General features: G+C 58.5%; 8 protein-coding genes and 2 pseudogenes. 2 read left to right on the plus strand and 8 right to left on the minus strand.

Annotated features, from left to right (window positions below):
- Window positions 1–710: 710 nt before the first annotated feature.
- Entirely contained in the window at window positions 711–947 is a 237-nt protein-coding gene (locus tag SH410x_RS05505; protein ID WP_473675360.1) for a hypothetical protein, read from the minus strand.
- Window positions 948–1,087: 140 nt separating this feature from the next.
- A complete protein-coding gene (locus tag SH410x_RS05510) occupies window positions 1,088–1,609 on the minus strand; it encodes a hypothetical protein (RefSeq protein ID WP_473675362.1) in 522 nt (173 codons plus the stop codon).
- Between the two features lie 852 nt (window positions 1,610–2,461).
- Here SH410x_RS05510 and SH410x_RS05515 point away from each other — a divergent pair.
- Together SH410x_RS05515 and SH410x_RS05520 are read left to right on the plus strand one after the other, a co-directional pair.
- Window positions 2,462–4,651 carry an FdhF/YdeP family oxidoreductase gene (locus SH410x_RS05515; protein WP_473675364.1) on the plus strand — a complete coding sequence of 730 codons (2,190 nt, stop codon included), beginning with the start codon at window positions 2,462–2,464 and terminating at the stop codon, window positions 4,649–4,651.
- Window positions 4,651–5,925, plus strand: a complete 1,275-nt coding sequence (locus SH410x_RS05520) for an adenosylmethionine--8-amino-7-oxononanoate transaminase (RefSeq protein WP_473675366.1) — start codon at window positions 4,651–4,653, stop codon at window positions 5,923–5,925. The genes SH410x_RS05515 and SH410x_RS05520 overlap by 1 nt, the downstream gene beginning before the upstream one ends.
- Before the next feature lie 74 nt (window positions 5,926–5,999).
- On the opposite strand, the pseudogene SH410x_RS05525 reads toward SH410x_RS05520, so the two are convergent.
- The 6 genes and pseudogenes from SH410x_RS05525 to SH410x_RS05550 all read right to left on the minus strand — a co-directional run.
- Window positions 6,000–7,820, minus strand: a pseudogene (locus SH410x_RS05525) (hypothetical protein); the annotation flags it as partial.
- 122 nt (window positions 7,821–7,942) lie between these two features.
- Window positions 7,943–8,168 (minus strand): annotated as a pseudogene (locus SH410x_RS05530) (hypothetical protein); the annotation flags it as partial.
- Window positions 8,165–9,439, minus strand: coding sequence for a M16 family metallopeptidase (locus tag SH410x_RS05535; RefSeq protein ID WP_473677249.1), 1,275 nt, complete (start codon window positions 9,437–9,439; stop codon window positions 8,165–8,167). The pseudogene SH410x_RS05530 and the gene SH410x_RS05535, both read right to left, overlap by 4 nt.
- The gene (locus SH410x_RS05540) at window positions 9,432–10,760 is read right to left on the minus strand and encodes a M16 family metallopeptidase (RefSeq protein ID WP_473675368.1); all 1,329 of its coding nucleotides are present in this window, start codon (window positions 10,758–10,760) and stop codon (window positions 9,432–9,434) included. Before SH410x_RS05540 ends, SH410x_RS05535 begins: the two co-directional genes overlap by 8 nt.
- Window positions 10,761–10,950: 190 nt before the next feature.
- Window positions 10,951–12,360 carry a tRNA (N6-isopentenyl adenosine(37)-C2)-methylthiotransferase MiaB gene (gene miaB / locus SH410x_RS05545; RefSeq protein WP_473675370.1) on the minus strand — a complete coding sequence of 470 codons (1,410 nt, stop codon included), beginning with the start codon at window positions 12,358–12,360 and terminating at the stop codon, window positions 10,951–10,953.
- Window positions 12,361–12,555: 195 nt separating this feature from the next.
- The gene (locus tag SH410x_RS05550; protein ID WP_473675372.1) at window positions 12,556–13,059 is read right to left on the minus strand and encodes a putative molybdenum carrier protein; all 504 of its coding nucleotides are present in this window, start codon (window positions 13,057–13,059) and stop codon (window positions 12,556–12,558) included.
- Window positions 13,060–13,080 lie beyond the last annotated feature (21 nt).

Consider the following 13,080-nt stretch of genomic DNA (forward strand, 5'->3'; position numbering starts at 1 on the left):
TAAACCTTGTGCGGCGTTCCAGAAACGCCCCGAATGGTTCATCTGGATGTGATTCACCGAACCTTCTTAGAGGCATGGCGGTGGTGTCCGAAATGAGCGATGCCGTCCCAGGATAAACGCTGACGGCGGACGCATCCGCCGCCAGCCGAAGGCACCTTTCGGCTCACCCCGACCGAGATGTTCCTCGGCAGGTTGCTCCCCCCCCCCGCAGTGCTTGCTTCCGCTTCTCTCGGCACCACGATGCGACCACCGTTGCGTCAGCGTGAAAAAATTTGGCTTATCCGACGGAAGGGTGCGAGGGAGTGCAGTGGAGGGTTTTTTGAAGGCATCGCTCCAGTATCCAGTCTGTTTTCAAAGAAGCGTCTCTGCCGAAGGAATGTTCGGCAGGGACTGGCAGCACCGTTGGCGTCCCATCGACGCTTTGGTGTCATCAATCACATCAGCGGGGGCAACACGCTCACCCATAGGGGCACCGGCAGTCACTCAAACGAACTAAATCCATGCACTGCACCGACGCAATTCGATTTAGTTTCGCGGCGTCGATCAGCCGGGGGTGACGGTTGATCATCCACTTTGAAACGCCCGACTTCGCCGCTCAGTTGCATTGGCTGGACGTTTTCGGTTTCGAAAAAACGGGCCCGTTTTTTGAATCTCGAGAGTGATCGCACCGCACCCGGGATTTTTAGACATCGTAATTGCTTGAAACGACCCTAGGTTTTATTGCGTCGACGTTCCTGCCCGATTTTCGCAGCGGTATAAAACCAAAATGGAGCTATCACGATACAGCCAAGCGTCGCAACGCTGGCTCCAGCCATGCTTGCACGCTCGGCCTTCTTGCGACTCGATCCACTCGAGTTGTAGATCAGAGCAATTGATCCGATGCCCGCGACGAGCATGACCACGAAGACAATTGCTGTTGCGATCAGCGGAACTTTGAAACGTTTCATGGTATTGTAGTATCGATTGGGAGGTATAAGGGAAACCGACAACGAGGACTTCCGTCCAACGGCAGGGGTTTGCGGGCGGCGGCCTTTGACTTGCACGCAAACGAAAAAGCGAGCCACCGCCGCTCCGTCGTGAACCATGGTTATTGGCTTTGTTCGAGTAAACGGTTGCCCTCAGCATCTACCTCCCAGTAGATTGCTTGCATGCTGTGGTATTCCCGTAGCGTCGCAAACGTTCCATGACAGCCTGGGTGTTCGCAACCGCTAACCGCCCATTGTATTGGAGAATGGTTCGTGCCACCACAAACCAGGCAACGCGGTGGTGACCGACGTTCCGAACGCCACTGGAGTATACCGCGACGCCTTGCGAGTTCGTTCTCGTACTCCCGCTGTGAATCAATCTTGATTCGCAAGAAAGATGCTTTGTCCTTGAGTTCTCGCTCATCAATGCCGTTCGTTTCGAGTTCAGTCAGCAGCTCGGCGAGCCGTTCCACGGCGGGCAACTGTTCGCTATCACGGATTCCATTGCAATCGAAGCACCACGTTGGGATTGCACACCCTGGAAGTAGTTGGTTGCCGGGTAACGCATACCGATAGATCAGCGTTGTTTGTATCGTCTCCCTCTGTCCGCAGGAGTCACATTTGACGTCACGGCGGAATGTCATGGCTTCTGCAAATCGCGGGACCCGTAACCGAGCGGCGAATATGAGTTTTTTACTTGAGGAACGTCGACTTCGCTGATTCGGTGCACGGAACGGTTATCCATCGCTCTGCGATTGCGAGGTGGGTGATGGCTGAGCTTTACCGTACCCAGTGTACAGCAAGATTAGTAACGCGGTGACACAGGGTATCGAGTAGACCAACGCCGCATTTGTTATGGCGGTCAGCAGGCACATGATCGTGGTGGCGGCCAAGCCCCAGGCAGGAATTGGAGCATTCCAACTGCGCGCCGCGGCGCCGATTTGCGCTACTAGCAATGTGACCGCGGTAATATCGAAGATAGTGGTGGACAGATCGGGGGCTGGGTTTCCGGGAGCGACGAGAGGACGCAGATGCCAAAACAAGGACGTAACAGAAATCAGAGCGAGCCAAGTTGAACCAAACGCGATCAGGGTGCCAGATGCAACCCTGGACGCTCGCGTCGGGTATGGAGAAGTCATCGGCGTTGATAGAAGGTTGGTGGGGTATCGCCAGGTGCCTGTCGCCGGTGTGACGGGCGTATCACTGGTGGGGCCTTTTTTGAGTTTGAGTGATGGTCATTCGGGGGTCAAGTAAATTTGTGCACCGATTTTTTGCGGGTGCATTGAACCTGTCCGGCAGAGACGCGAGCAATCGGCCCGAGGTTGCTGCGGCAGTGCGATTTGGCGTGGAGGACGATTCAGGTCCCCGAAACGTTGGGCTCCAACAGGCTGAGTCCGAAAACGGCGAAAGTCGAACTGCCTGTTCTGCGATTCTGACATGGATCGGTTACACTCTGAAGATCACGATTCATCGAATTCATTCGGGCATGCGCAGTTATGAGAGTTCGCAGTGGCGGTGGTTACCGGGCCATCCTCTATTCCTTCAAGAAAGCGCGAGAAGCGGGCGGCTATTGGAAGTTTTTCAAGGCGATGCGCTCCCGCAATACCTGTAAAACCTGTGCTCTGGGCATGGGCGGCCAGCAGGGTGGCATGGTCAACGAGGCTGGCTCGTTTCCGGAGGTCTGCAAGAAAAGCATGCAGGCGATGGCGTCGGACATGCAGCCCGGGATCGACCCGACATTCTGGAAGAAGAACTCTCTCGAAGAGCTGCAGAAGCTGACTCCTCGCCAGCTCGAGTATCTCGGCCGGCTACTCCATCCGGTGCGGTACCGCGCCGGCACCTCACATTACGAAACCATCACCTGGGAAGAGGCCTTCACGAGCATCGCTGCAAAGCTCTCGTCGCTCTCGCCCGATGAAACGTTCTGGTACTTCAGCGGTCGGAGCAGCAACGAGGCGGGGTTCCTGCTGCAACTGATCGCCCGTTTGTACGGCACCAATAACGTCAATAACTGCAGCTTTTACTGCCACCAGGCCAGCGGCGTGGGGCTGCAGACCAGCGTCGGCAGTGGCACGGCGACGATCGATCTGAAAGATCTCGAGAAAGCGGATCTGGTGTTCTTGATCGGCGGCAACCCCGCCAGCAATCATCCTCGTTTGATGACCAGCCTGATGCATGTGCGGGGGCATGGTGGCAGAGTCATCGTGATCAATCCTGTCCGGGAGACAGGGTTGGTCAAATTTCGCATCCCCTCGTCGCCGCTCTCGATGCTCACCGGCACGAAGATTGCCTCGCATTACACGATGCCGCACATCGGTGGCGATTTGGCGCTGCTGTATGGGATCGCCAAGGCGCTCCGCAGCGGAGATCAGATCAAACTCGACTTTCTAAAGAAACACTGCCGGGACGATGAAGCCTTTCTCGAGTGTGTCGACTCCTTGGGTTGGGACGAGATCGAAGGCAAATCGGGTGTCCAGCGAGCTGAAATCGAGACGATCGCCGAAATGTACGCCGCCAGTGAACGAACCGTGTTCGCTTGGACGATGGGCATCACGCACCATGCCCACGGTGTCGACAACGTGCAAGCGATTGCCAACCTGGCGATGTGCCGCGGCATGGTCGGACGTCCTGGAGCCGGATTGATGCCGATCCGCGGTCATTCCAATGTGCAGGGGATCGGCAGCGTGGGCGTCACCCCCAAGCTCAAGCAACAGATCTTTGACGCCCTGCAATCGAAATACCACGTCAAACTGCCGCTCACCCCTGGGCTCGATACGCTGGGGTGCATGGAAGCCGCTGCCGAGGGCGGCGTCAAAGCGGCTCTCTGTTTGGGCGGTAATTTGTTTGGATCCAATCCGGACGCCACGTTTGCCGCTCGAGCCCTGTCGAATCTCGACCTGAACGTGATGCTGAGCACGACCATGAACACGGGCCATGTCCACGGGCTGGCGAAGGAAACGATCATCCTGCCTGTCCTGCCGCGCGACGAGGAGCCCGAATCGACAACACAGGAGTCGATGTTTAACTTTGTCCGGCTCAGCGACGGTGGCCCACGCCGATTGCCTGGGCCGCGTAGCGAAGTGGATGTGATCTCGACACTGGGCAAACGACTGCTCGGCGACGACCAAGGGATCGACTGGGATCAAATGCAACACACCGAGACGATCCGGCAGTGGATCGGCGACGTGATCCCCGGTTACGAAGAGATCCAAGCGATCGGTACATCGAAGAAAGAGTTTCACATCGGTGGGCGGATTTTTCACGAGCCGACCTTTGGTACCGAGGACGGTCGTGCCGTCATGCACTGCCACGCATTGCCACCGCTCAAAGGCACCGCCGAGGGCGAACTGCGATTGATGACCGTCCGCAGCGAAGGACAGTTCAACACGGTCGTTTATGAAGAGGAAGATTTGTACCGCAATCAAGACCGCCGCGACATTATCCTGATGCATCCCGATGACCTGGAACGCCTCGGACTCAAGCATGACGAGCGCGTTCGCGTTGAAAACGAAACCGGACACATGGATTCCATCCTCGCTCGTGGCTACGAAGACATCCGGCCTGGCAACGCGTTGATGTACTACCCCGAGAGCAACGTGTTAGTGCCTCGGTATGCGGACCCACACAGCAGAACGCCGGCGTTCAAAGGTGTGGTGGTCAAGATCAAGCGGATGCAGCCAGCGTGATGTCGTTCGGAAAACAGCAAACGATATGGCGGCCGTATTGCCAAATGAAAACCGCCCCGCAGCCGCTGGAAATTGTCTCTGCGGAAGACTTTGAACTCCTCACAGCGGACGGCCGCCGGCTGATCGATGCGATGGCGTCGTGGTGGTCGGCATGTCACGGATATGGCCACCGGCATGTCGTCGAATCGGTTTCTCAGCAACTCGCGACGATGCCGCACGTGATGTTCGGTGGGATCACGCACGAGCCAGCGGAACGGTTGGCGGCGCGACTGGCGGCGATGTTGCCAGCGGATTTGAATCACGTTTTCTTCGCCGACAGTGGCTCGGTGGCAGTCGAAGTCGCCATCAAGATGGCCGTCGGATATTGGCGACGGCGCGGCCGGGCCCAGCGACAACGGTTCCTGTCGTTCACGCACGCCTATCATGGCGACACCACCGGCGCGATGTCATTGTGCGACCCCGATCGCAGTATGCACGCGGATTATGGAAACGCGATCCTCTCGCAGTTCCACTGCCCATTGCCCGTCGACGACGCCAGCGAGAATGCATGCCACGAGTTACTGTCGCAGCATCGCGAGGAGATCGCCGCGGTCTTCATTGAGCCGCTCGTGCAGGGTGCTGGGGGGATGCGGTTTCACGATGCAACCACCGTCGCCCGCATTCGTCGACTCTGCGACGAGCACGATGTGCTGATGATTGCCGACGAAATCGCCACGGGATTTGGACGCACCGGGACCATGTTCGCGATTGACGCGTGCGACGTCGTTCCCGACATCATCTGTTTAGGCAAAGCCCTCACTGCGGGCACGATGACGATGGCGGTCAGTGTGGCACGCAGCAAAGTATTCGAGGCGTTCTGGTCTGACCAAACCGCCGATGCACTCATGCATGGCCCCACATTCATGGCCAATCCGCTGGCCTGCGCCGCCGCGAACGCATCGCTCGATTTATTTGAGCGTGAACCGCGTGTGGAGCAGGCACAGCAAATGGAGGCCAAGTTGCATCTCGGCTTGGCCCCCACTCGAAACCTGCCCGGCGTGGTCGACGTTCGTTGCCGCGGCGCCATCGGCGTGATCCAAGTCGAATCACTCGCTGATGTCGATGATCTCCGCCAGCGGTTTGTCGATGCCGGTGTCTGGCTGCGGCCCTTTGGTGACTGTGTCTACGTTACCCCGCCACTGAACCTCCCCGACAGGCTGCTCGATGAACTGTGCACTGCCATCGTGCGGGTCATGAGTCAGCGGGCAAATCACTGTGTGGCACACTCGTTGTGACGACGGTGACGTTTCAAGGCCACACAGTGACGACAGCATTTAGTTGCAGGGCGTCAGACGGATGAAAATGACATTCACGCCTTGCGAATAAAATGCGAGGCGTAGCTCCTGACTTCACTGCCGTTGAGCACGTGGACCATTCTTAGCTGCTGAACCTCTTGGTCGCTAAACGACGTGAGAGGGACGTGCACGAGCTGTTTTTTAAATCGTCGGGCCAGTCGCCGCCAACCGGCACCCGGCGGCAGTCCGCTCATCAGGGCGATCTGTCGGCATCGCGAGTGCATGCATGCTGCCGCGATCAATCGTTCTTCGAGTGTTTCCGTGAAATCGAGCCGGCGATCAATCCAAATGTCACGGATCGGCGTTGGCGGGTAGAGGAACATCGCGCCGCCGTAGGTACCCAAGCCAATTCCCGGGCCCACCATCTCTTTGGTGAAATCGCTGGCAAAGAACGCGAGCGTGGATTCCCACTGATGCTCAGCAAACCAGGTCGTCCGCCAGGGGTAATCGCGGGGATCGGCGGGCGAGTCAAATAGCATCAAGCACGCATCGAGTTTACCGCGGCTCGGTGGGATCACGCGAACGTAGATCTGTTTTTCATACCAATGCCGGAGCGTGTCCCGGATATCGATCCCATCCTTGACGCTCGTGGTGAATTTTTCGGTGCGGGCGAGGTCCTGGCCCATGATCGCTTGAGCCCGCTCGCAGACCCGGTTACGGAGCATCTCGATGCGCTCGTCTTCGGGCGGGAAGCTGCACTGCGAGTATGGGTTCCAGTTGTATTCCCACCGGTGCTTTTCGTCTTGGCTCGGGCGTCGCTGCAGCGAGAGCGTTTGCCAGGTCAGAGGTGGTCCTGGCAAGCGATTGACGAGGGAAACGATTTCGCCGTCGGGCAATCGCCCCTGATCAATCCCCAGTTTGACGGTCGGCGGTAGGCTACCGCCCCAGGGGTATGCAGGGTCGGGAGCAGCGGCTGTCTCGTCGACCTTCGCGTCGGTATCAAACGGGTCGACGTCGACCTCCTCGCCGGACAGCACCGTGTCCGTGAGCTGTTCGTGAAAGGGGATATTCGAGGAGTCCGTGGCGTGCTCTTCGGGATCAGTCGAATCGGCAGCCAGGTCTTGTGTCGGATTGCGTTCGATCCGGTATTGATTGGCGATCTCGGCGACGTGCAGAGCGTACTGATCACCGAGGATCTGCTGGCATGCGGTAACGATCGTGACCATGTCCGGCGTCATCCGGCGATGGACCAGCGACAGGTTACGGATGTACTGTAGGCATTTCGAGAGCAGCAGCGGGGTGACGCGTCGGGCGCGGTTGCCAAACTCGGCGAGGTAACTCTCCTTGGCGGCGATTAAAAGTTCTTTGACACCATCAATCTGCAGATCCTCGTCTTCCTCGAGTTGCGCCCGGGCGCGTTCATACAGCCCCGTGATGAAGGGCAGTTCGCCGAACAGAAACAGCAGCGTCTTGGGATCGACAGCGAAGGTTTCCGGTGGCTGCACGTAGTCGTGTTCGAAGGAGTCAAGACTCCGCCCCTTCCCCTCTTTGAGCAACCGATGGGCTTCGCGAATCCAGGGCCAATCCAGGACACTGGTAACCAGTAGGATCTGTTGGTTGGTTTGGGCGAGTTTCACCAAACGGGCAGCCATGTACGCCATCCGCTCGCGAGTCTGGTCATCGCTCGGTCTCGGGATGCTGGGCAACACGGCAGCAGCAAATTTCTCGCACCGCACGTGGCGGACCGCATACGGATCAGGCATCACGGTGGAGTACGGCTGAAACCGATTGGTTTCTAGGTCGATGAACTCGCGCCGGATATGCTCTCCCATCGCAGCGCGAATCGCCATGATGACGCCTTGGCAGGGATCGATCGGGACATAGCTCGTTGGGATTTCGTCAGGTGAGTCGTCTTCGAACTCAGCACCAAAATCCTCGCCAAACTCCCCCGTTTCGTCCTCGCCATAGCGATCGCCAAAATCATCCTCGGCACTGTAGGTCGACTCATAATTCGGCGTTGGACGCTGGATCACAATCGAAGGCTTCGGCAATTCCAGGACAGCTTGTTCAACACAGACACGAAACGATTCGGGCAGCGAAACGGCAACACAATCGAAACGGTGTTCGAGCAGGAACCGACGGGTTAACCACGCGAACTGGCCACTGCCATGAATGATCGGCAGGATGGTCGTGCGATCATCGAGCCGCAACAGGGGCGGCACGTCGGTGCTGCCGAGACTCATGTGGTCAAGCTCGGTTCGCTGGTCGCCTGAGTGGTTTCAGCCGAGGCGATGACTTCGGTCACTTCGCTGCACAGGTAATTTCGTGCCGCGGCCTCAATCGCACTGGCGTCGACACGACGATACGCATCGAGTCGATCGTCGGTCGAAAGGTACTCATGACAGCACAACCAATGACTGCCCAGTCCAAACAATCTCTGGGCAGGACGTTCCGATGCCATGATCACTCCCGCCACGGTGCGATTGATGACCTGGTCCAGTTCCGCCTGATCGACCCCTTCGCGGACAACGAAATCAATGGCGTCGTTCATCAGTCGAATGTTCGAGTCCATTTGATCGGGTGTGCAGACGAGGTACGAGAACAACGCACCCGTGTCCGCGTACTCTTGCGGCCACATCGTGGCGACCTCGGCCCGCCCGGTATCAATCAAATCCCAAAACAATCGGCTGCCTCCATCGTCGCCGATGATCGAAGCGAGCAGTCGCATTGCGAAACGATCCGGCGAGGCCATCGCGGGGCCGCCCGACAACGTGACCCGGTAGGCCTGGGTTGCATCGGGGATATTCAAACGCGGTTCGAGTCCCACGCCGACGGGTAACTGATCAGGATTGTCGGCGGCCGGTGGTGATGGCAGCGGGAGGTCGTTCCAATCCGCCGTCGCCTGTCCGGCTTGATCGACCAGGTCATCAAAGTCGACGTTGCCTGAGGCGGCGAGCACCATATTGGCGGGCCGGTATTGGGTGCGGAAGTAATCTCGCATGGTGTCAACGTGCATGGACTCAATCGACTCGGTCGTGCCGAGTACGCGTCGGCCGAGGCCGCGCGGTCCGTAACAGCATTCCATGACGCGTTCGAAAGCACCGAAAGGAGGTTGGTCTTCGTACTTCGCGATCTCCTCTAAAATGACTTGGCGTTCGGTTGCGAAATCGTCAGCGTCCAATCGCGGACGCATCATGTCAGAGAGTAAATCGACCATCCGGCGTTGGTACTTGGGAAGCACTGCCGCGTAGTACACCGTTTGCTCTTCACTGGTGTATGCATTGCTCTGGCCGCCGAGTTCGTCGAGCTCGCGATTGACATCGGCGGCACTGCGACTCGCCGTGCCTTTGAACATCATGTGTTCGAGAAAGTGGCTCAGGCCGGACTGGGCGTCGGTTTCATCACGGGCGCCGGCGCGAACGAAATATCCGATCGCAGCGGAATAGCCACGATTGTCAACATCGGCGACAACTTGCAAACCGCTGGGCAGGGTTGCAGTACGAAACTCACTCATGGTCGTCTCCTGATGTGCTGGCGTTCAAAGCGTCTACTTCGACTGGGCTCGTCTGCTCGTTCCAAACGCTGCCACCGGCGAGCGGTTCTGAACCGATCGTGACAATGCGAAACGACTGCGGCGAATGCTGTTGATAATAGTCTTTGATCTGATCGAGCTGGATCGATTCGATCGCGGCTTCGAGTTCCTCCGTGGGCATCACCCGTCCGAGTTGAAACTGATCCGAAGCCATGGAACCGGCGCGCGAACCGGCCGATTCCTGCTCCATGATCAGGCTGCTTTGAATTCGTACTTTCCAGCGTTCGAGTTCATCTTCGGAGAGGCCGTCACAGAGGTGCTGGACTTCGTGGAGGGTCAAGTCGAGCGTCTGTTGAGCACGCTGCGGGGTCGTTCCCGCGTATCCGAATACCGCACCGGTGGCGGGGACGACATTGCCCTCGGCATCGGTGCTCGGAACCATCGAATTGGTGGTCGCCCACACGCTGTAGCAGAGTCCGTGTTGCTCGCGAACGCGATCGAACAGGCGGCTGCTCATGCCGTCGCTGAGGATACCCACGCCAGCCCGCATGACGAAATAATCAGGATGACCGTACGGGATATTGTCGTAGGAAAATCCAATGTGGGTTTGGCTGCTCGGCAGCTCAATGTGCTCGTGACCCTCGATCGGCTGCGGCGCGGGCAACCCGGCCCACGTGCCGGTCTTCCAGTCCGCGAACGCGGCATCAACGGCGTCGGTGATTTGAGCTTCGTCGAAATTGCCGGCAATGGAAAGGATACTGCCGCCCGCATGGAAATGCGCGGTATAGAAGTCACGGACGTGCTCCATCGAGAGCGACTCCAGACTGAGTTCGTTGGCGATACCGCTCCGCCCCAGAGCGATGCCGTACTGCCGCTGTCGCAGTCGCCGCATCAACCGCTGGGTCGGCTCGTCTTCGTTGGCGAGCATCTCCTGCCGGAGCATCAGTTTGGCATCTTCAAATTGATCGATCGGAAGGTGCGGACGGCGGACGAGATCGGCGAGCAATCCGATCGCAGGGGCCAGCGAATCAGCGGGCATGGCTGCCGAGAAACCTGTCATGCTGGTCGATGAGGACCCATTGGAGTCAATGCCGAGGTTGTCTTCAGCGGCAACAAATTGCCGGCTGTTGTACGCCCCCGCACCACGCTGGATCATTTCGACGGTGAGCGAAGCGAGACCGCATCGCGAACGAGCCTCCACACCATCCTCGCTACCCTCAATCTCCGCAGTCACCCCACCGGGCATCCAAAAGGTGTAGGCGGCCGTTCGCAACCACGGCATCGGTTGCCAAAGCACGGTCATGCCGTTGGCGAGGCGTCGTGTACGAACAGGTGAATTAGCGGTCGTCGTATCGAGGGAAGTCAGGGCGATGGCTCCGGGTTGGGGTGGGCGAGTGCGTAGCTTGGGACCATTGTCCCGAGCGAGCGAATCAATTTCGGACGGGACGGAATCGATTTCGGACGGGACGATGGTCCCATCCTACAATCATTTGTCAGATACCAATGGACACGAGTTCGACGGTGCGGACGCGTCCGATCAAGGTGTGGCTGCTGGCGTCGTCGACTTGGATGTCGAGCATCTGGCCGGCTTGGCGGCGGTTGCCATCAAAGACCACGATGCGGTCGCAGTGCGTCCGCCCCGTCATTTGGACCGCCACCGCTTCAGGATCGGCCTTTGCCGCCTTCTTGCTGGGGCCTTCGACGAGCACCTCGACGGTGGTGCCGATCAGTTTTTCATTGTCTTCCCGAGCGACGGCATCCTGAACGGCCAGTAGCTCATTATTGCGTGCCGCTTTGACTTCACGTGGCACGTCGTCCTCGAGTCGCTCGGCAGCCTTGGTCCCACCTCGCACACTGTATTGGAAGATGAAACTGTTCTTGAACCGGCAACGCTCGATCAGTTTGACGGACTTCTGGAAGTCCTCATCGGTTTCGCCACAGAAGCCGACGATGAAATCGCTGCTGACGGCTGCATCGGGGAGAATCCGCTCGATTCGCTCGAACATCTCCATGTAGTCGCCGACCGTGTAGCCACGTTTCATTCGCTTCAGTACCGAATCGCTACCGCTCTGGGCTGGCACATGCAGGTAGGGCGAGCACTTCGGCAGATCACGCACGGTCGTCAGCAATCGCTCGGTCATGTCCTTGGGATAGTTGGTGACAAATTTCAGTCGGTCGATGCCCTTAATTTCATGCAGTTGTTCGAGCAGACCGGCCAGATCGGTGTCACCGTCATCGGCGCGGTGGCGATAGCTATTCACCGTCTGTCCGAGCAGCGTGATTTCCCGGCATCCCTGTTCGGCGAGGATCCGTGCCTCCGATAGAATCTCGGCGGGCGAACGCCCCTGCTCAGGCCCACGGGTATTGGGCACGACACAGTACGTGCAGAATTTGTCACAGCCGATCTGGATTCGCAGATAGGCTTGAAAGGGAGTCGGCCGCATCGAAGGGTCACGCAGCGGATCAAAGGTTTCATGCGAACGAGCCACCGTAGCCTGCTTGCCCGCGGTCCGGGCCAGCGACACGGCCATCTGCCGGCCCTCACCGGAGTCGATGTTTTTGATCAACTGCGGCAGCGAATGCAGTTGGCCGGGGCCGACGATCATGTCGACAAACGGTGCCCGGCGGAAAATGACTTCTTGGTCTTTCTGTGCCATGCAGCCGAGGACACCGATTTTCTTGTCGGGATGACGAGCCTTCGTATCGCGGAGTTTCCCCAGCGCGCTGTAGGTTTTCTCCTCCGCCTGCTCACGAATACTGCACGTGTTGTAGAGCAGCAGGTCGGCTTCGGCGGGCGTCGCAACGACGCGGTATCCGTGGCGTTTCAAATCGGCCACAACCATTTCGCTGTCGAGCACGTTCATTTGGCAGCCGACAGTTTTGATGTATACGGTTTTGGTCATGTGAATCGAGTTTTTCGTCGGTGGGGCGCGAAAACACGTGACTCGGCGAGTCCGTGCTTAGCCCTAGGATAACCGGCGGTGACCGATCTCCGAAAGAGTGGCATGGTGGGGTGTTTTCTCGTCGCCAGACGGCGCCGCCGGTCTGAGCGAATACACGCTGGATTCTCACGACGGATGGAGCTGTCGGCCGGCGATTTACGCCAACACCGCCACCAGTAAATCGAGCGTTTCGTCCTGGATGCCCTGGGCGTTGCTCTCACGCGGTCCGGCGACATTGAGCACCTCGGGGCGGATTTCGTTCAGCCAGGCCATGATTTTGGGCTTCGCTCGGGCCGCATTGCCGATCGAAATGCTCAGTTCGGGCTTGCCCACCTGCCGGCACAGTCGCTGGGTCAGTTTCGTGCCGCCGGTCATCCGCCCGCGATACAAAATCAGCGTGGCATCGGAATCCCGTACGTTCTTCTCCGTCCGATCGGGGTAATAGCGAGAGCCGAGCTCGACGAGTTGGTAGTGCGCGGGAACCTGCCCGTCCTCGGCCAAACGACCCGCTGGACACCAACCACCGTGCTCAATCCCCAACGCCACGGCCGCGTCGAGGGCCCCGCGATCAACCCCCGTCTGGCCACCGGAGACAATTCGCACTGGAACAAACCGTTCCGGCGCGGGGTCGAACTGAGCGAACAGGCTGGATGATTGCATGACGTTAATATAGCGATATCC

This window comes from Rhodopirellula sp. SH410 (assembly GCF_055811895.1).